The sequence below is a fragment of the Pseudoalteromonas sp. L21 genome, assembly GCF_021728035.1.
Classification (GTDB): Bacteria; Pseudomonadota; Gammaproteobacteria; order Enterobacterales; family Alteromonadaceae; genus Pseudoalteromonas; species Pseudoalteromonas arabiensis.
In genome coordinates this window covers 112,038-131,997 of record NZ_JAKKCV010000004.1, presented here as the reverse complement: position 1 = coordinate 131,997, position 19,960 = coordinate 112,038, and the positions used below count along the sequence as shown (strand labels likewise).

The window sequence follows — 19,960 nt, the reverse complement described above, 5'->3', positions numbered from 1 at the left end:
TTGGCTCATTTAGAATGAATTAATTCAAATTACCAGAACGGAAGGTATTTGTTTGTTCCCAGCTGTTTTCTTGTTGTAAAGGCAACGAGCCATTTTGGTTTATATTCGAACCAGAAAAGGAATGCTGATTCCAAATACGTGTAGCTGGCGACCATTTACAGCTTTTTGACGTTTTGACAGAAATACCATTAGTACCCATGGCACCGCTTGGCAAAAGCAATGTATTGGAAACAGAGATAATTTCTCCAGAGCCATCACCATCTAAATCAACAACAATTGGGTACTCCCAAATTGTCCCTGAGGACTGCTTAGACGTATAAACTAATCTATTTTCTGATGCGCTAAATATATTTAACCCCGTTTCATCTATATTAATGATTTCATCTTTTCCATCGCCATTAAAGTCATATGTTATGACACCAGCGCGTTTACTAGAGGGATCATTAATTGCAAAGGAGTTAATTAAAACGCCCTCTTTATTCAGTACTTTAATTAATTTACCGCCTGAGACAACAATATCTGGTTCACCATCGCCATCAACATCACCAATTGAAGGAACACCACCGCCTGAATCATCTGATTGATACTCCCAAATTACTGAGCCATCCTGTTCTAGAAGCTTAATACTTCCATCTAAGTCAGTTAGCACAATCTCAGGGTATGCATCATTATCAAAATTACCAATTGCAGCAAAGCCTTGTTGTGTATTTTTGTTCCAAAGAATTTGTCCGTCCATAGTATATAAAACACCATTTACTAAGACTTCCTGCTGGCCATCAAGATCTGCATCAAAAGCAATTGAATCAATCATTACGAAGTCGCCCTTATTATAATCCACAGGCTTTTTAAGCTTAACGATTGAATCATCATCAAGATTCACAATGTTATTGCCAATAATGAATTCAGCGGAACCATCACCATTAAGATCGGATATAGCGGAATTTCCAAATGCAAACCCTTTAGGAATAGCCTTAATCAAGTCGCCAGTATTACTATAAATCTTATAACTGTGATCAGTAGAATCTCTTACTATAACTTCAACCAAACCATCGTTATTAACATCTGCGGCAGCGATAGAGTAAGTTGAACTCGCTTTAATTGTTTTATAATTAAAAGATCCATCAAAGTTTTCAGTTTTCCACAACTCTTGACCATCGATACCGCTAAACGCTCGAACAATGCCCTGCGCACGATAATTAGCAATATTAAAAGTTACAGCCAAGATATCTGTCACATCTTTTTCGTCAATTATACCATCGCCATTATCATCATTTAGATTTACAGCTATCGGAGTTGAAATAACTTGGTCAAACTCCGGCATAAACTCACTGCCAGTCCAACTCCATTTATCAGTAACATCAATATCATTACAAACTGGCGCACCGATTTCAGGTAAGTCACCGCTGAATTCACCGCCTAACAATGTCATTGAACCATAAAAACTCTGGCCAATAATTGGCATCTTAGCAACACCATGAACACCTCTAATATCAGCAAACGGAGCTAAAACAACGCCTTGCCAACGATTCCCTTTGATATCAAGTTTTTTGGCATTCGCAAAGTTGAATACTGTTTTAGTTGCATGGTTATGTAAACTCGCAAAGCTTTTACCTTTTACAACAACATTATCATCGCCGGTTATATTAAAAACGACTGTTGCGCCATGCGGGATCCCTGACACAGCGAAGGTATGTGCCTTAGCAAACTCCCGTGCGTCTAAGTTGAATACTTGTCTATCAGAGCCCCCATCACCTTCTAAGTAAAGGCCGCCCCACATACTCTTTACAGTACCCGTTGTTGAAAGCTCACTTAATCCAGCACTTAAATCTTTATAGTACTGTTCTTGCTCATCAAAGTTGAAAGGCATAGCAGATTCACTTTGATTCGATAGGATTTTAGAGCCCCATTGCATGCCCCACCGAACACTCCAGTTGACATCAGTAGCACCGCTGGCGATCATACTGCCCACATATTGACGACCTGACTTGAAAGCGATACTAGATTCACTAATTAAATAATATTCGCCAGCATTGTAGGGTCTTGTATAACCAACACTGTATCCTTTCAGACTTATCTCACCGGCTGCAATTGCGCCCTCAGCACGACCTGAATTAGATTTAAAATCTTCAAAAACAAACGCAGAAAAATTATTGGCAACGCCTAAGTCTGCGGCCAAAGTTGTTGAGCTAGCTAAACTAATAGCAATCACTGCGCTTAGCTTTGTTAATTTTAGTAATGAGTTAGTCATTATTTCCCTCGTAATGAAAGTGCGTCAATAGCAGCAAAAACTGTGTGTTCAGCTTATAGTCATGTCCTTGAATTAATTGCAGCACATTATATATACAAATTAAATGCAAATAAACAAAAGACACTACAAAAGTACCACTTTAATGTTCCATAAAAAAGTACAAAACGCAAAAAACAGTAAGTTAGGTAATAAAGCAGGATAAAAGAACTTTAAAACCCACCCTAAAACACTAAATAAAAGTTAATTTAATGTTAACAATATAAAGGAAGGGATAGTCCAAATTTTTAGCAGATCTTAGTAAACCTATCTGTTAGGTAACAATCACAAGATATATTTTCATCTAAAAAACCTGTTAGCAATTCAATCACCAACAGGTTTTCAAGCTTTTATTGTTATTTCAGATAATACTTACCAGGTAGTTTTTTAGAATCAGTTTCAAGCTAATGAAACTGTATTTTCAATAACCAATGAGGTATTTACTCTTATCATTGAGTAATTTTTTCGCGCACAAGGCAAGAAGCATACTAAGTAACACAAACATAATAGATAAAGCAATGAAGTAGAGCCACTGGAATAACGCCGTATCTGGGGTCGGTAATTTTAAGTTTCTAAATATAAAGATTAGATAGGGATGTATAAAAAACACTGCAAAACTTGTACTCGCGAGAGTGTCAAAAAACAAATTACTTTTTGAATACTTTTCTAATAGCAAGAAGAAAAAGAAAGCAAGGAGTAGCTTTTGTAGAAACATCAAGTCGATGCCTCTGAACTCAAAAAATGGCTTATGGTAGCTTCCCACATCACCTAAATAGGTCTGGATCAGCGTGAAACTGATCGATAATAAAAATAATAGCCAAAACCGATTACCCTGAAATGCCTTTAACAAGGATTCTCTACATTGAGATACCACAGCACCGGTGAGGTAAACAGGGAAAAAAAACACAACAGAATGCAAGTGATTCATATTATCGACAGGTCTATGAATCAAAATTGACACGCATGAAAGAATCAGAATCAGTGACAGCTTAAACTTAAAACCTTTTTTTAGTATATGAACGACTAATGGCGAGAGTAAAAATAACAGTAACGCAAAAGGAATATACCAATAAGCGGTCATAAAGCGACCTGTTACTTCATATTTTAGAAAAGGTACCATAAACTGTGATATTGCACCTTCAGATTTAGGCAGAAAATAGCCATCTGAAATTGGGTTAGCTACATAGATATATAAACAGATTGGTATGATTGACAATAATAAATATGGCCATATCAGCTTTGAAGCTCTGGAGAAATAAAACTTAGGAAAAGTAAACTTTCTCAAAAATACAACTTCAAAAAGAAAGCCTGAAATGAAAACAAAAAGAATGGTACCACCAGATAGCAGGTTTCTTAAAAAAACTTCCCAAAGACTATCTAAAGCGACACCAGAAACATCGAAAGAATGACCGAAAACGATAAACATAATGGCTATCGCACGGAAATTATTAATTGAGTTATAAAACAAACTATGACCTTTTAAATTGGTTCAATTTCAATATTACTAATTTTCCCTGAAAAGCCTGATTTACCTGAAGAAAATCTTAAACGGCCAAACTCAGGCTTACAAATAGGTACCCTACTATAAAATACTCCCGTATCATTGATGCTCTTATGAAAATCGCCAATATTGATATATGCTGACCCCTCATTCACTTGGACTTCATATTCAAGTAAATATATCGGGTACTGTAACTTCGTTTTGATAAAATAGTCTCCAGTGACTACAAAATCATCTGCTTCATAATTCTCAACGGTCACATTATTAGGCCAAATATTATCACCGAGCTCTTCAACATCATATTGGTCAAAGTTAGTTTCGGATAATATCGGTTTTAAAGAAATGGATTGCATCGCTCCGGTAAACATAGTTTGTGTGCTTACCACAGAAACCATATCTTCTGTAGGTTCACAAACGATTGCTACAAATGAGTTTTCCCCCTCTTTTGTAATTGGAATGCTTGAATCTCCGATATAAAAAATTGGCGTACCCGATTCAATTTCAGCATCAAAACTGACACGATATAAAGCATAGTTCAAATCCCTGTTATTATAGCTTCCGCCGATAATAGAGTAGGGTTCTGACATATCAGCGACGATATCGCCATCATGCCATATACTGTTGCCACTTGGATTTACAGAAGAAGACATGCCGGGAGTTTGAGGGGTAATCTCTATCGAAAATTGCACTAGCCAATTATGCAGTGGTTGCTGATCAACAGAAGAAATTAACGTCGACGTATCTCTGATATTAGTCACAGGGGTTTTCTGATTTGCAGTGTTATACCTGTCATCTAGGGTAAAGCCACTGTCTATTTCCCCCCCCACCTCGAGTGTAGTATTAAACTCGAGTATTAACGTATCACCTTGTATGGAAACTTGCGGAATGTATTCTATGTTATTTGGCGATATATACTTTAGACCGTAACCAGGTGCTTCAGGTAAAGTTTGAGTATCAATAGTCAAACTTCCTTCTGGAACATGTAATTTCACAAAAGCTTTATTATTTGCTATTTCTAAAGACTCTGGTTGCAGTGGTTTCCATTTCTTATTAGATTCAAATGTAGAAAAGATAGCTTTCGCAAAATACTCGCCTTGTAAAATATACCCCTTTGTATTTAAGTGAGTTCTTTCATCAGGCCTATTAAAGTAATTTCTATTTAGAAAGTACTTTGGCATGACTAAAGAGACAGCTTCATGGTCATTCGCAAACTCCCATAATGAGATAGCAATATCATGCCCATAACTAACGCCGGTTTGGTCCATGAATAATATTGGATTACGGGTTTTAGAAGTGGTAGTTTGTATTTTATTTTTATAAGCGTTATAGAGCTTACTAAGCTTTTGCTTATAGTCCTGTAAATTAGAATTTGCGTTAGATTCACCATGTATCCAAGTAATAAAAGGGACATTAAAACTTTCGCCACTTTGCGCAGCCAACCGCTCTGCAGCCCTTAGCATCGTAAGTCCATTTTCAAATGGTTCTGTGCCATATTCAAGTTTACTTATCTTTTGCCCTCCACGACCATGTGGAGCATAAACAAACTTAGGGAAAGGTTTGTTCTTAAGAGCATATAAATATTCCAACATTTTGAACATTGAGTATGCATGTGTTTGTCTAGTCACATCTTTCAAAGGTTCCAAAAATCTTACGTCATTTTCTACTAACCTTTGATAATATCGAGGTGCAGTGGTCCTGACACCATTAAACAGAAAGACGTTGTTAGGATTAACTTCATTAGGAAAAATTATCGGATTCAAGTCTTGATCAGTGTGCCCTATACTTAATGACTGACCTGATGCTAAGACTAAATTATAATCATCAATAGCGCTCAGGCTATTAGATGAGCTAAAAAGAAGTAAAAATAAAATTAAATAACGTCTCATTTTTCTTTACTTAAAACCATATAGATTACAGGAATAATAGAATAGCCAGCTACACCGGATAAAAACGAGGCCTCAAATAAAGAGGTAATAACAATATAAACCGCCATCGAGTTACCCAATCTATTTTTGCATTTTACAACCAGATTATAGCCAAGAATTGCAGTTATACATAACATGCCACCAAGCCCAAGACTGAAAAAAGCTTGTAAGATTAAGTTATGAGCGTGAGCGGGTGTATAACCTATAATATCTTCTAACGTTGGCAAAGCCAAAGACGTCACACCTATACCATAGCCGGTAAAAGGCCGCTCAAGCGCCATATCAAAGACAGCAGGCCAGATATATGTTCTGCCCGTGAAAGTGAGAACTTCTTCAGGATCACCGTGGCGAGATACATGTTCAAGGAAGCCATAAAAGTCAAATGTAGCGTATATTATTAATAATGAGGTTAAAATTACACCTGATAGAATTGCAAACAGAATAAACTTATTTCTTCTGTATAAAAATAAAGAAGAAAAAACAAATGATATAAAAGCAGTCTTACTATCACTCAATAGTAACGCTATCAAAGACAACCCAAATGCAATAATAAAGAAAGATTTTGAGATAATTTTCTTATTAAACGCATGTAACAAGAACAGGCAATATACGGCACAGAATCCCCCCATTGCATTCGAGGTAGAGAAAACGCCACTCATTCGAGGGCTTACAAATAAAACATCATTCAACCAATAGATGTGTCTCCCCAAATCGGGCAAAGCCAAATAATAAAAGTAAGAAAAACAAACAACTATAAAAAATGACAGGGAAATTGAATAAAGTAAAAAGTCATCTCCAAACCTACTTTTTACATACTTAAAATAAAAATAAAAAGCTGCATATGAAAGTACTACAACAAAGCTACGAAAAGGAAGCATTGAAAAAGGGAGCATCAAAATAGCTAAGAGAATAAAAGCAACAAATAACAACTCATGATTGTTAGACACCCTAAAACCGAATTTATAAAAATATATAAATGCGATTAAAATACCTCCTCCCCATGCCATTAGTCTTAAAACGATTTGAAAATCGACACTATCACTTCCGTATTCGCGTATTCTAAAAACAAATAAAGAAAAGATAATAAACATTGAAAAAAGAAATAAGTTAAAGAGTCTTACCCTATTCATTATCGACTCCTTTCATAACAATCAAATAATAAGTAATCGCCAAAAACAACCACCCTATAAAAATATTAAGTGATGGTGAAACTTGTAAATGAAGAAACAAATTCAATAGTAAAAGAGATAAGACACCCAAACCTGATAACAGGTATAGTGAGTTCATTTTTTTGTACATATTTTTCTTCACGAGCAGCATTTCAACACTTCTTGAGCATGATAAACAAACTAAAATACCTGCCCAGAACAATAAATCACCTAGCTTAGGAACAGCTTGCTCGCCATACACCACAGGAAATAGATAAACAGCTATTAATAAACAAATTAAAGAGGCGGCTAAAGAAATAAGCATATACTTTTTGAACAAACTCTTTACAAATATGTGTGCATTATCTTTTATACTAGCGAGTTTTCTTTGATCAATTGCCTCAACTGATTTGATCAATATTTGTACTGGCTGAAATACTGATCGAGCTATAAATAGAACAGAAGAAACTGTTGCTGGATACAAAGCCGATACTAATAGAAATGGAGAATGTACGAGTAGTAATTGAGAAATGGATTGAACATTTCGATTTAGTAAATTTCTTGTATCACGAAACCAAAAAAAAATGTCTAACTCATGCTCATCGGTATTAGCTTTTTTAAAAGTAATAAAAAGAGCGATTACTATTAACTCTAGCGCAAATAAACATAAATAAGTGTTTATCAAGAGCTTTATAGATAAACCATCAAATAATAAAGAAGCTGCAAAAGTAGATACTAAAACAACAGATACCAACGCAGGCAAAAAGTACAGCTTACTCACCATAAGTAGATATCTAAATGATTCATGTATAAACAAAAAGGCGAATAAAACAGGCGCTAACAACCACTGCTCTTGATATGGAAAAACAAAATAGGTACTAATGAAAATTAACACTAAAAATAGCACTAAGAGGAAAAATGAACAACTTAGAAACTCTATTATCCTTACTTTACTGCACTTATCTTCTTTTAAATTAAAAGGAATGAGCACGATTGTTCTTTGAAAAGATAAGAAAATTAATGACAGAGTCATAGCAACACCAAACATGACTACTGACTCATTTCCCTCATACTTAAGTAAAAGAAACGTGATTAAAAAATTAGCACCCGACGATAACAGCGAGTCAATTAACAAAGATAATTTATACTTCATCATCTATCATTTTTTTAATATATACACCTAGGTTCTCAGTATCTTTCTCTTTTTCAGTCGTGAAGAAATCATTTTTCTCGCTTAGCTTCTCGATTTCCTCTAGGGTCTGTTGCAAGTCTTTTACATCACGGCACACCCTCATTAAGCTTATTGATGAGGTTAACGGTTCAAATCTTGCGATAGTATCGAGCTGATGATCATTTCTGTGCTCACCAAATTTAGCCAACCTCGGTACAACTATAAGCTTTTTATTCAATTCTAAACATTGAATGATGGTTCCCATACCAGCGTGAGCAATAACAATATCACACCAATCAAGTTTCGCTTTGTACTCATTAGAGCTCAAAAAATCAACCACTTGAATACCATCATAAGCATTTGAGTCTTCACCAACTTGAGCAAAAACATCCAAGTTTAGTGATTTATTTATATCGTTAATGGCCTCTACCAATCGTTTAAATGGTAATTGCGCACCCACAGTTACAAGCACTTTCATTATATAACTCGACCTTTATATTCAACATTATCACCAGCTAAATCTGGCCATTGGGTTAATGTTTTATGAGCAAATTTCTTTGCTATTCTTCCCGAGGCGGATAATTGTTTTGTATTAGCAATACTATCAACCCACATGGTTTTTCTTAGTAATAGTCGGCCAATTACAATAGAAATTAACCCAGGCATCGCGCCTGTGGTTATTATCCACTTAGGTTTATGCTTTAAGACGAGTTTTAACATTTGAAACGCAATTATGGGAGATCGGATTAATGTGTCTCTTGACACATCCTCAATTAAGCTTTCATTCTCAAAAGAAGGTGTATCGTGCGCGTTAACTTTCGTGCGCACAAATAAAATGTCATTAGAGTTAAAGTTAGCTTGTTTCATTATTCTACTCAATTGCACATAATGACCACCCGTTGATGCAATTGCTATGAGCTTCTTACTCATTAATTAATATCCCTAAAGCTTTTGTTTTAATATTTGTACGAATGGCAACAGCAGGATTTCCTGCTACAATTGTCCCTGAACCTACATCCTTTGTCACAACAGCGCCTGCCGCAACAATACATGAATCGCCCAAAGTAACGCCTGGCATGATGATTGAGTTACCACCAATGAAACAATTTTCACCTATTCTCACGTCTTTATGTATGTCTCGGCACATATCATGAGTTAGAATTACCGACCCAAATGCAATATAAGTCCCCGCTCCTATATGAACACCTTTCGGGTTTGTCTTATCTAGCTTTGCTTTCAATGAAATTCTAACGCTTTTATGTATATTCATTTTATAAAAATGGATATACCAGAGCGTAATAATAGATAGTATAAAATGTCGTACATAGACGTGTATGAATCTTTTCATATTCTTGTGCTCTCGTCCCTTTCCCATTTAATTGTCTTTAATTTTTTAATTTGCAACTTAGCACGAAATGTCGCTATTGAAATGACCGTCGCATAAATCAAAAACTGAAATAACGCTTTCTCTTTGATAGCTATTTTAAACAAAGAAGAAAAGCTATTACCGCCTGTAGTAGGCGAAGTAAACTTCTTCTTTAGTTCCATATTGCCTAATTTACTTCTCGTTTTTATTTTAATAAGAGACCAAATTGTTCTTGGACTCATTACGACTGAATAACAAGAAGGAATCGTAGTTAAATTAGCTGAACCTAAGGTTCCTTTAACATAGCCATCATCAGCAATAACTTGTGGAAACTTTCCTAAAATATCGCGTGCCTGTGGAGAAATAAGGTATGCACCGGAATTAACCATTCCAACTCGGTAAGCAGGAGTAAGTTTCAAAAAACTGTAGTACATATTAGTTAAGAAACTGCCATCTTGAACTATTTTAGTGGTCGGTGAGGCAAACAAATACTGTTCACTCTCAATAAATTTTAAAATACTTCTGATACTTTCTGTGCTGATAATCACGTCAGCATCTTGAACAAGCACATGTTCAAACTGAGCAATTTCAAGCCCCTTATTTATAGCTAAGATTTTTGAGCCAGTATCAAGCTCGACCACTTTAAATGAAGGAAATTTTGCTCTAACGAATTCGGCTGTATTATCAATACAGCCATTTGGCAAGACAATTACCTCAACCTCCAAACTCGAAAAATTCGTTAATTCGGATAACGTCCTTTCAATACATTTTTCTTCATTATATGCAGGTATTATAACTGTCAGCATTTTAAGACCCTTATACTATAAAATATTTCGACCAATAGAATAATAACTAAAGCCTTTATTTTTTAGCCTCTTAGGTTCGAACAAATTACGTCCGTCGAAGATAACTGGAGTTGTTAGTAATGACTTTATCAACGAAAAATCAGGAGCTTTAAAATTTTGCCACTCAGTACAAATAACGAGAGCATCTGCATTATTTAATGCTGATTCTTTGGTTCCCATAAAGCTTAAATCATTTCGTGCGCCGTATATGCGCTGCGTTTCTTCCATCGCTTCAGGGTCATATGCTTGCACTTTTGCACCGGCAGCCCATAATTGCTCCATAAGTACTCGACTTGGTGCTTCTCGCATGTCATCCGTGTTTGGTTTAAAGCTCAAGCCCCACAAAGCAAACACCTTACCTTTTATAGCATCAGGATTATTTAATAAACCGAAATGCTTCGTAATGTATTCGAATAATTTATGCTTTTGCGCATAATTAACGGCTTCAACAGCTTTTAAAATTTGTGAGTCATAGCCTAAGCTGTCAGTTGTTCGCACCAATGCCTGAACATCTTTAGGGAAGCAAGAACCTCCATAACCACAGCCAGGATAAATAAACTGATAACCAATACGAGGGTCTGAGCCGATACCATGGCGCACGTGTTCAATATCAGCACCTACACGCTCAGCGATATTTGCCATTTCATTCATAAAGCTAATTTTGGTAGCAAGCATACAGTTAGCTGCATATTTAGTTAGTTCAGCACTTTTAATATCCATGACGATAATTTTTTCGTGATTTCGATTAAATGGTGCATAAAGTTCACGCATCTGTTCTTCTGTATCAGTGCAGTCTGTACCAATAATAATACGGTCTGGGCGCTTACAGTCATTGACAGCAGCACCTTCTTTTAAGAATTCAGGATTTGATACTACTGAAAAAGTTAAATTGCTTTCACGATGATCAAGTATCGACTGTACAGTCTCTTTTACTTTATCAGCTGTGCCGACAGGAACCGTCGATTTATCAATAATGATTTTGGGCTGTTCCATATAAGTAGCGATTGTCTCCGCTACTTTTAGTACGTACTTTAAATCTGCAGAACCATCTTCGTCAGGAGGAGTTCCAACAGCAATAAACTGTAAGTCACCAAACTCAACCCCAAATTTAGGATCGGTAGTGAAAGTTAAACGGCCTTCTTCGAAGTTCTTTTGGACTAAAGGCGTCAACCCAGGTTCGTATATTGGAATTATGCCGTTCTTGAGATTTTCTATGCGTGTTTCATCAATATCCACACAACACACATCATGACCAGCGTCAGCAAAAACTGCGGCTTGAACCAAGCCAACATACCCAACTCCGTAAAAAGTTACTTTCATTTTATCCCTCTTGTGATGTGATGAGCTCTTATACACATTCTATAAACTCTTCGCCTAATAAGGCCGGATTGCATACTCTACGTTAGCAAGCATGTGACCAAAATTGTGAATCACAGTGATGTGACTTACCTGTTAAATAATATGCTTCAATTCTTTCAACATGACGTAATTGCAACAACCCTTTTGTTGATTGAATTTCATCTCCCAGATCTCTAGGAGTAGTTTCTAATAGATTCCAAATGGCGGGTGATACAGCGTATCGACCTTTTTTACTAGGGATATCGCCGTAGATTGGCTTTTCCAGTATGTGAGTGATAGTTGCATTTTCAGCTGCTTTGATTGTTTTATCGTCAAAGTCCACTTCACCATAATTATTGACCTCAAGGTTTGGCTTATATTCACCAACAATCACATCAGGTAATAAAATAGCGAATGGGTTATGGCCAATAATCGCATGAGTTTCAAGTATTGCATGGCAAAGTCCTAATCGTGCCGGTTGACGTATGGAAATAATACTCACCCCTTTAGAGGTAATTAAACGGACCTTCTCAAGCACAGTACGCTTTAAGCGCGCCTCCAGCTTGGCTTCAAATTCAATACCAGAAATATTTTCTATGCTATTTTTTGAAGCGTGTGAGAGGAGTACAATTTCTTTAATATCGGCTTGAACAGCTTCGTTTACAATATGTTGGATGAGAGGTCTGTCAACTAGTGCTAGCACTTCTTTAGGCGTTGATTTTGTTGCAGACAACATTCGTGCTCGCAATCCAGCGAGAGGCAAGACGGCTTTTAAAACTTTCACTTGAAATCCTTTTAATTACTTCTTACCACATAGCCAGCCGCTGATGAACTTATGAGGCTCAGCTGAGCTTTGAAGCGCTATTATCCATATGGACCGTTATTATACACAACAGGTGCAACGGCTCAATATAAAAAAGAAGCCTTTTAGATTGTTTTTTGTTACCAAAAGGTTAACATTCGTACTTTTGCTTTTTTTATAACCTATCATTTTATTTTTAATAAGAATATAATCCCTCTGTTTATTTATTCGAGATGGCATTGTGCGTATAGGATTTTGCATAATTATATTCGTGTCTTTTTTTGTTTGTGCACAAGACATGCTATTGCATTTGCGTAACAGCGATATAATTGCCCGTGCCAAACAGTTATATGGAGATACAGGCCATCACAGAATAAAAACATGGCTAAATTTTATCGATGACTCTACGAATAAAAGCGAATGGCAAAAAATTCATTTAGTAAATGACTTTTTTAACAAACATATAAATTACAAAACAGATGAAGAGCTTTGGCAGAAAAAAGATTATTGGGCGACACCTCTCGAAAGCCTAGGTGTAGGCATGGGCGATTGCGAAGACTATGTTATTGCTAAATACTTCACATTAATAGCACTCGGCGTCCCAGAAGAAAAAATAAGACTGATGTACGTGCGCCAGCGTACAGTTAATCAACCACACATGGTGCTTATATACTTCGAAGAACTTAACCAAATTCCACTCGTACTCGACAACTTTGATACAAAATTAGTACCGGCAAACAAACGTAACGACTTAAAACCGATATACAGTTTTAACGGTCAAGGCCTATGGTTGGCCAAATCCAAGGGCTTAGGAAACAAGGTTAAGAATAGTACTGGCGTTTCAGCTTGGAATACCATGCTAGAAAGAATTGAACAAGGTGAGCTTGCACCTTCCAATAGTAACAATAAAGGAACTAGTAGTTATGTCTCGAATCTTTAAAGATGGATTGAGCTTAAAAACCCAAGTATATAGCTTGATCATTTTAATTTCAGTTATTTCTTTTTTTGTACGTGTTTTTACTGACGTAGATACGACCCGTCATTATCTGCAAACACAAATGGCCAGCCATGCACAAGATACAGCGACCAGTCTGGGGCTTTCCATATCACCTTATTTAGAAGATGATAACCTAATGATTGCAGAAACTATGGCGACTGCTATTTTTGATTCTGGCTATTACAGCGAAATAAAATTTACTGATGTGCAGAATAATGTTGTATTTCAGTTACAAAACCCGAAACGCGTTGAGTCGGTACCTAACTGGTTCATTAATCTCTTTGAATTAAATGCGCCGACAATGCAATCTGAAATAAATAGTGGTTGGGTAATTGCAGGTACACTCGAGGTTTCTAGCCATACTGGCCAATCATACTTGACGTTATGGCAACACATGCTGCGTAGCCTATATAGCTCATTCCTACTACTTGCTGCATCCTTAGCTGTTGCATTTTTAATTTTACGGGCTGTATTCAAGCCTTTAAAAGCAGTTGAAAATCAAGCTAAGTTAGTCACTCGAAAACGTTTTACTCTTAATGAAGAGATACCCGTCGCACGTGAGTTACGCACCGTCACTCAAGCCATTAACAATATGGTTAAAAATTTACAGAGTACCTTTGATTCATTGACGAAACAAACTCAAACACTCACAGAAGAAGTATACATCGACTCAATAACAGGACTCGGTAACCGCAAGTCATTTGAGAATTACTTTCATTCTGTAGTAAATAATATCTCGGATGATTCGCCCATAACGGCAATGATGCTCACCCTTCCTTCATTGAATAACATAAACCAAGTAGTAAGCTATCATGACGGCGACCAACACGTCATTGACGCTGCTGAATTGCTCAAGCAGTCTGCCAGCGAACTACCAAATTCATCAATATTTAGACTAAACGGCAGTACTTTCATACTATTAGCCCCATACGATTCTGTATTTGTTAATAAGGTGCGTTTAGACCTTAATGATAACTTAAGCCAAAAAGAAAACAGCCTGCATATCAACGGTTATGCTAACTTGTCTCTCGTTGCAATTAATAAAGGCGCAAGCATTCGTGAAGTACTTTCTTTACTTGATACTGGTTGTACAACAGGCGAAGATAATAATTTAACCTGCAGTGATAAAAAGTCATTATTTAGCGTTAATCAGTGGCGAACACTGATCAAGACTATCATAACTACAGGTGACGTTAGCTTTTCTATTCAACCAGTAAAACAAGCCAACAAGACTAATTCTCTATGTTATTTTGAAGTTTTTGCACATTTCATTCACGAAGGCGAAAAGGTAAATAATGCGCACTTATTTGCTATGGCTGAAAAGTTAAATCTAACTGAAGAACTCGATAAAAAAATTATACTGAACTTTGTCAATATTAAAGAACGATACCCAGATGAAGTCTTTGCATTAAATATCAGTAAGGCTTCGTTGTATTCAACAAGCTTTATAGAGTGGTTAACTTTATTCTCCGAAACTAAGCCGGTTATTAAAACTAACTTGCTATTTGAGCTTCACGAAATAAGCTTGCTTTATAATGTACATGTAGCATCTTTACATATAGATGCTATTAAAGAGCTGGGTATTGGGGTATGTATTGAGCACTTTGGCACAAGTTTGACCTCATTCAAGTATTTACAAGGTCTTGATATAGAATATGTTAAAATCGATGGTAGCTATATTCAAGATTTAATTACTAACCCACAAAGCCAGTTTTATATCCAAACCGTTAATAATATTTGCCACGGTTTTGGTATTAAAGTTTTAGCCTGTTTAGTTGAAAAAGCTGATACTTTAGAAATACTTGAGAACTTAGGATGCGATGGTGTACAAGGTAATTTGATACTGCCTCCATCAAAAATTATTAAATCTAATACTAATGGCGTGAATAAAGAGTTTACTTTTTGCGCCGATGCGCTAAAATTTTGCAATTAGTACTCAACCAAGGGACGAGAAATGAAAAAATTAATTCTAGCTGGCTTAGTCGCTAGCGCAACTGCTATTACAGCTCTTCCAACCTACGCACAAACGGACAATGATGCTGTAGTTCAAGAAGTGAGCGTAAATAACATTATTGACATTCTTAATAACGCAACAACAGATACGTCTGCAGAGCAATTACGTGAAGATTTAGTTGAAGCGGTTAGACAGATTTGTAAGAACAAAGAAGAAGTTAAATTAGACGAAGAGCTACTCAATGGTGCGTGTGGTTCTGCAGATATGGATGCAATGGTTGCGGCCGTTGTTGCAAACTTTGGTGCTGATAGCCCGTTGGTTCCTGACTTCTTAGCGGCACTTTCAGATGCAGGTTTTGATAGTGATGCAATCACACTCTCTGCAATCACAGCAGGTATTGATCCAACTGTCGCTTCAGAAGCAACAGCAGCAGGCCCTGGTGCTGGCACGACTGCTGCACCGGTAGTTAGCTTACCGACTCTGCCTACACCTCCTGGTGCAGGTGGTACAGGTGGGGACGCCGGTATTTCTGAAGTCGCTAATTAATCTGTACTATTAGTATATGCAAACGCAGCCAATCGGCTGCGTTTTTACTTTGTTCGAGTATATTTTGAATCGTTTTATTTTCTTCTTTATTTGTCTAATCCTATTTTTACTTCCTCTACCCTTAGGTAGTTACCGGCCATGGGCAGTTTTAGCTATTGGCATTTTAATCTGCTTTAATTTTGTTACACACCTTGCTAACAGTGCTTTAAATAGTGACCAAATGCTATTACCTCCCCGTTATGGTTGGCCTATACTTTTAAGCTTAAGTGTGGTCATTTTAGTATGCTTGCTTCAGCTGTTAAGCATTAGTATTGATCCATTTCAAACTAAACAAATGTTATTAAAAAGCACATTTTTGCTTATGTTAAGCTGGTTAATATTTATTTATTGCAATAGCGCAGAAAGGATTAAAAAGTTAATTTACATTGTCATTTTCGCAGGTGTTTTTCAGGCTTTATATGCTACCTACTTAAATTTATCACCAAACATAGCAAGCCCCTTCTTTGGTTATAAACACACAGATCGCGCCATCGGCACGTTTACTTATTCTAATTTTTTAGCTAATTATTTAGCTCTGTGTTTATGCCTAGGAATTGGTCTATTGATTAGTGAATTAAACCGTACAAAAAACAGCTATAAGCTCTCTTTTATACAAAGATTACGTGCGCTGGCTGAAATACTACTAAGCTCTAAAATAATCTTGCGTATATCTTTAATTATCATTATTGTGGCGCTGATTTTGACTCGAAGCCGTATGGGTAATTCAGCATTTTTTATTGCGCTTATCATAGTTAGCTTATTAGCATTATTTACTTATAAGCAAAAGCCCAAAGCATTTAAGCCACTTATCATCAGTTTTTTTATAATTGATTTAATTGTAGTTGGGGCAATCTTTGATGTCGAAAAAGTCAAGCAACGCATAAGTGAAACCAGCTTACAATCTGAAACACGTGATGAAGTAGTTCGCGATTCAGTGCCACTTATTTTAGATAAACCATTGCTTGGCTCTGGTGGTGGTACATTCTATACGGCGTTCCCTGCATACCAATCTCAGCCTTACTCTGGATACTACGACAACGCCCATAACGATTACGTACAGTTTGCAGTTGAGCTAGGCATACCTACAACGTTATTGTTAGGAGGTCTTGTTTTGTATTGCTTGTGGTTATGCATCAATACAATGCGAACTCGCAAAACAGCATTGTATCAAGGTGTTGCTTTTGGCTGTGCTACAGCTATTGTCGCAATGATGCTACATTCATCAGTGGACTACTCACTTCAAGCTGGTGCAAACTCAATCATGTTTATAGTTATTTTATGTTTAGCTATATTAACTAATCAATTGCCTGCACCGAAGCGAGAAAGAAAAAAGTAGAAAGGTTATAATCGATATCAATTCGATAAATTTGCTGAGTTGATAGAACTCGCTCACTCAAATTACTGCTCTTCTAAATCAAACTCTGTGATGCGATTATCAGCATGAATGAGCTCGTAGCGTTTTAATAAACCACTGTCGAGCTCAATTAAACTGATCGCCGCATCACTAACCAAGTACTTCTGCCCTTCTCCTTTCGTTTTGTGCTTATCAACTTCCATTTGCCAGCGTTTAGTAAAGAAGTTAAGTGGGCTTTTCGGCGCATAGAGAATTGAATCTAGTTTATCTAACACATTGATAAGCTTTCGAGGAAATTCATTTTTAATGCCACTTGCAGTTAGCTGCCAAATACGGTTTTTATGTTTACCAAAGCGCTTTTGCACGGAAAAACAAAAGGAGTAATGTACATCACCAGAAAGAATCAAGGTTTCTTTTGGCGTATCTTCACGACGGAATGTATCCAACAACTTTTTGGCAGAGCCCTCATGGGCCATCCAATTTTCTACATCGACAAGTAAAGGCTGACCACAAAAATTAAAAATCGCTTGGATTGCTTCAATTGATTTAACACCAAACACAGGGGCTGGGGAAACAATAATCACTTTATCATGAGATAATAAGCTTTCTTCTAATTCAGTAAGCCTCTCCCAATCAAGTAATCCTGAAGGTTCATTAAAGTTTTGCTCATTGCGCCAACGGTGAGTTCGGGTATCCAGTACCACCACTTTGGGTATGGTATTTAGTTCATAGTGCCAATGATTAAAATCTAAAATGTGCTTATCGAACCTCTTAAAATTCCATTGATTAGTTGAAAAGCTGCGCTTAAATGCAGATAAAAGATCAAATGTTTTGTCACCGGCATCATTACCAATCCCTTGCATTAACCAGTAACTAATTAAGCCATTATTTACAATACGCCTACTGGCTGGGTGCTGATAAATGGCTTGCTCCCACCCTGCTGTTAAGTTCCAATCATCCGTAACATCATGATCATCGAACATCATTAATGTAGACACATTAGCCAACAGCCTTTCCACTTGACTAAGACCCTCTGCGAAGCCAACAAGTGCTTGCTTCTCAAGTTTAAATAAATTAGCGCATTTAGGGGGCAATGCAGGACATTCGATTGATTCAAAGTTAATTAATTGCCAAGTAACCGCGCTGAAGTTCAGTAAATAAAGTGCTATAAATTCTTGAAAATGAATTAAGTGGTTTTCGGCTTTTAAACTTGAAAAATGTGGTTCATCCTTTTTAAGCCAATAACCAACACCAAATTTACTGCGTTTCTGCCAAGGCACTTTAGGCAAGTATAAATGACGTTTGTAAAGTTGCTGCTCAAAACCTTCAGGTAGCGCTAAATCAAGCTTTGGCTCTTCAAATACACCAAATAAGCTAATCACTTTCTCAATCGCGAGTAGCATGGGCCCTGCAACATCATCCGCGTATATTTGATCGCCAGATAAAAGTAATAAGTCAGCACCCGCATTAAGTGAATCACGCTGTTCACTTTGCCAATTATCTGCGGCAACGAGACTGTCTTTTGCGGGGTGATGAGGGTTACGGCACGAACCATGAAGAATTCTATCGAGCCTATTAGGGATCACAAATGCAGGAGATTCCGCACGTTCATAGCAATATGCTGACAAATCAAGGCTTTTTTCTTTATCATGTAACGAGTAAAAAATCAGTGAGTCTACCGCAAATTCGCCACTGGCAGGCATTACATTGATGAAGTTTAAATAGATATTTTGACCAAGTTGGATAGACTCAAAGTTAGAAAAAGTTTCAACAGCTGTAAACTCAATTCGGTATTGGCAAGGCGTGGTGGTAACAAACTGAAAGCACACTCGCCCTGCATCTGCTCGGCGTACCATTGGCCCCATTATTAACTGAGGTAAATTCGATACACCGCTCACTATCAAGCCCTCTTAGCTTGCTTAAACAACGAATAAAAGTTGTTGGTTGTTGCTTCGGCTAACTCGTTAAAACTAAGACCTTTCAGCTGTGCAATATAATAAGCAACATCTTCAACGTAAGCAGGTTGATTTGTTTTACCACGATATGGGACTGGCGCCAAATAAGGAGAATCTGTTTCTATTAATAAACGGTCAAGCGGAATTTGCTTAACAACGTCTTTTAACTCAACAGCATTTTTAAAGGTTACAATACCCGAAATTGAAATATAAAAGCCCATATCAATGGCTTTTTTGGCCATATCCCAATTTTCTGTAAAGCAGTGTAATACGCCACTGCATTTTTCTGCGTTGTGTGCTCGCATTAGATTGATGGTGTCTTCTCGAGCATCTCGGGTATGAATAATAAGTGGTTTATTAAGCTCATTTGCAACCTCAATGTGGCCAACAAAACTTTCTTGTTGAACAAGATGAGTATCTTTTGAGTAATAATAATCAAGCCCTGTTTCCCCAATCGCAACAACTTTTTCATGACTGGCAAGATTGATCAGTTTTTGCTTATCAAGCGCATCTTTTTGATCAAGGGGATGAACACCACATGATGCAGAAACATCAGGATAGTTCTTAATTTTATCCAGCATACTTGGAAACTGGTCTAAAGTTACACTTACACATAAAAAGTGTTCAACTTTCTTAGCGCGAGCACTATCTAATACTTGGTCTAAGTTTAGGTCGAGTTTATCGAAATCAAGGCGGTCTAAATGACAATGTGAATCTACAATCATGGTACAACTT

17 protein-coding genes are annotated in these 19,960 nt (G+C 36.8%); 4 read left to right on the top strand and 13 right to left on the bottom strand.

Annotated features, from left to right (window positions below; genetic code table 11):
- Window positions 1–19 precede the first annotated feature (19 nt).
- From L3V41_RS12400 to L3V41_RS12350, 11 genes are all read right to left on the bottom strand, one after another.
- Window positions 20–2,248 (bottom strand): choice-of-anchor A family protein, encoded by a 2,229-nt coding sequence (locus L3V41_RS12400; RefSeq protein ID WP_237127845.1) that lies wholly within the window; start codon window positions 2,246–2,248, stop codon window positions 20–22.
- A gap of 457 nt (window positions 2,249–2,705) precedes the next feature.
- Window positions 2,706–3,752 carry an acyltransferase gene (locus L3V41_RS12395; protein ID WP_237127844.1) on the bottom strand — a complete coding sequence of 349 codons (1,047 nt, stop codon included), beginning with the start codon at window positions 3,750–3,752 and terminating at the stop codon, window positions 2,706–2,708.
- Window positions 3,753–3,763: 11 nt separating this feature from the next.
- Complete coding sequence (locus tag L3V41_RS12390) at window positions 3,764–5,671, bottom strand: sialate O-acetylesterase (protein ID WP_237127843.1); 1,908 nt, start codon at window positions 5,669–5,671, stop codon at window positions 3,764–3,766.
- Window positions 5,668–6,840: an O-antigen ligase family protein gene (locus L3V41_RS12385; protein WP_062569215.1), complete on the bottom strand. Its 1,173-nt coding sequence runs from the start codon at window positions 6,838–6,840 to the stop codon at window positions 5,668–5,670. Before L3V41_RS12385 ends, L3V41_RS12390 begins: the two co-directional genes overlap by 4 nt.
- Window positions 6,833–7,906 carry a hypothetical protein gene (locus L3V41_RS12380; RefSeq protein WP_237127842.1) on the bottom strand — a complete coding sequence of 358 codons (1,074 nt, stop codon included), beginning with the start codon at window positions 7,904–7,906 and terminating at the stop codon, window positions 6,833–6,835. Before L3V41_RS12380 ends, L3V41_RS12385 begins: the two co-directional genes overlap by 8 nt.
- 94 nt (window positions 7,907–8,000) lie before the next feature.
- Window positions 8,001–8,507 (bottom strand): glycosyltransferase, encoded by a 507-nt coding sequence (locus tag L3V41_RS12375; RefSeq protein WP_062569217.1) that lies wholly within the window; start codon window positions 8,505–8,507, stop codon window positions 8,001–8,003.
- On the bottom strand, window positions 8,507–8,959 hold the full coding sequence (locus L3V41_RS12370; protein WP_062569218.1) for a hypothetical protein: 453 nt from the start codon (window positions 8,957–8,959) through the stop codon (window positions 8,507–8,509). Before L3V41_RS12370 ends, L3V41_RS12375 begins: the two co-directional genes overlap by 1 nt.
- Complete coding sequence (locus L3V41_RS12365) at window positions 8,952–9,269, bottom strand: DapH/DapD/GlmU-related protein (protein WP_237127841.1); 318 nt, start codon at window positions 9,267–9,269, stop codon at window positions 8,952–8,954. The genes L3V41_RS12370 and L3V41_RS12365 overlap by 8 nt, the downstream gene beginning before the upstream one ends.
- Window positions 9,270–9,373: 104 nt before the next feature.
- Window positions 9,374–10,201, bottom strand: a complete 828-nt coding sequence (locus tag L3V41_RS12360; protein WP_062569220.1) for a glycosyltransferase family 2 protein — start codon at window positions 10,199–10,201, stop codon at window positions 9,374–9,376.
- A gap of 15 nt (window positions 10,202–10,216) precedes the next feature.
- Window positions 10,217–11,560, bottom strand: a complete 1,344-nt coding sequence (locus L3V41_RS12355) for a UDP-glucose/GDP-mannose dehydrogenase family protein (protein WP_062569221.1) — start codon at window positions 11,558–11,560, stop codon at window positions 10,217–10,219.
- A gap of 82 nt (window positions 11,561–11,642) precedes the next feature.
- Window positions 11,643–12,362 carry a sugar phosphate nucleotidyltransferase gene (locus tag L3V41_RS12350; RefSeq protein ID WP_346656322.1) on the bottom strand — a complete coding sequence of 240 codons (720 nt, stop codon included), beginning with the start codon at window positions 12,360–12,362 and terminating at the stop codon, window positions 11,643–11,645.
- Between the two features lie 259 nt (window positions 12,363–12,621).
- Between L3V41_RS12350 and L3V41_RS12345 the strand changes: the two genes are divergently transcribed.
- The 4 genes from L3V41_RS12345 (at window position 12,622) to L3V41_RS12330 (ending at window position 17,252) form a co-directional block, all read left to right on the top strand.
- On the top strand, window positions 12,622–13,320 hold the full coding sequence (locus tag L3V41_RS12345; RefSeq protein WP_193988895.1) for a transglutaminase-like cysteine peptidase: 699 nt from the start codon (window positions 12,622–12,624) through the stop codon (window positions 13,318–13,320).
- Window positions 13,304–15,310: an EAL domain-containing protein gene (locus tag L3V41_RS12340; protein WP_193988896.1), complete on the top strand. Its 2,007-nt coding sequence runs from the start codon at window positions 13,304–13,306 to the stop codon at window positions 15,308–15,310. The genes L3V41_RS12345 and L3V41_RS12340 overlap by 17 nt, the downstream gene beginning before the upstream one ends.
- 21 nt (window positions 15,311–15,331) lie before the next feature.
- A complete protein-coding gene (locus L3V41_RS12335; protein WP_062569225.1) occupies window positions 15,332–15,877 on the top strand; it encodes a hypothetical protein in 546 nt (181 codons plus the stop codon).
- A gap of 64 nt (window positions 15,878–15,941) precedes the next feature.
- The gene (locus tag L3V41_RS12330) at window positions 15,942–17,252 is read left to right on the top strand and encodes an O-antigen ligase family protein (protein ID WP_237127839.1); all 1,311 of its coding nucleotides are present in this window, start codon (window positions 15,942–15,944) and stop codon (window positions 17,250–17,252) included.
- Between the two features lie 62 nt (window positions 17,253–17,314).
- Here L3V41_RS12330 and L3V41_RS12325 read toward each other — a convergent pair whose 3' ends face one another.
- Both L3V41_RS12325 and L3V41_RS12320 read right to left on the bottom strand, forming a co-directional pair.
- Window positions 17,315–19,171, bottom strand: a complete 1,857-nt coding sequence (locus tag L3V41_RS12325; protein ID WP_237127980.1) for an alkaline phosphatase D family protein — start codon at window positions 19,169–19,171, stop codon at window positions 17,315–17,317.
- Window positions 19,171–19,950, bottom strand: coding sequence for a YchF/TatD family DNA exonuclease (locus L3V41_RS12320; RefSeq protein WP_193988899.1), 780 nt, complete (start codon window positions 19,948–19,950; stop codon window positions 19,171–19,173). The genes L3V41_RS12325 and L3V41_RS12320 overlap by 1 nt, the downstream gene beginning before the upstream one ends.
- Between the last annotated feature and the right edge of the window lie 10 nt (window positions 19,951–19,960).

Coding starts and splice junctions, on each gene's coding strand:
- L3V41_RS12375 (WP_062569217.1), bottom strand. CDS start 8,507: ATGAAAGTGCTTGTAACTGTGGGTGCGCAATTACCATTTAAACGATTG.
- L3V41_RS12380 (WP_237127842.1), bottom strand. CDS start 7,906: ATGTTTGGTGTTGCTATGACTCTGTCATTAATTTTCTTATCTTTTCAA.
- L3V41_RS12320 (WP_193988899.1), bottom strand. CDS start 19,950: ATGATTGTAGATTCACATTGTCATTTAGACCGCCTTGATTTCGATAAA.
- L3V41_RS12360 (WP_062569220.1), bottom strand. CDS start 10,201: ATGCTGACAGTTATAATACCTGCATATAATGAAGAAAAATGTATTGAA.
- L3V41_RS12385 (WP_062569215.1), bottom strand. CDS start 6,840: ATGAATAGGGTAAGACTCTTTAACTTATTTCTTTTTTCAATGTTTATT.
- L3V41_RS12390 (WP_237127843.1), bottom strand. CDS start 5,671: ATGAGACGTTATTTAATTTTATTTTTACTTCTTTTTAGCTCATCTAAT.
- L3V41_RS12340 (WP_193988896.1), top strand. CDS start 13,304: ATGTCTCGAATCTTTAAAGATGGATTGAGCTTAAAAACCCAAGTATAT.
- L3V41_RS12370 (WP_062569218.1), bottom strand. CDS start 8,959: ATGAGTAAGAAGCTCATAGCAATTGCATCAACGGGTGGTCATTATGTG.
- L3V41_RS12335 (WP_062569225.1), top strand. CDS start 15,332: ATGAAAAAATTAATTCTAGCTGGCTTAGTCGCTAGCGCAACTGCTATT.
- L3V41_RS12355 (WP_062569221.1), bottom strand. CDS start 11,560: ATGAAAGTAACTTTTTACGGAGTTGGGTATGTTGGCTTGGTTCAAGCC.
- L3V41_RS12400 (WP_237127845.1), bottom strand. CDS start 2,248: ATGACTAACTCATTACTAAAATTAACAAAGCTAAGCGCAGTGATTGCT.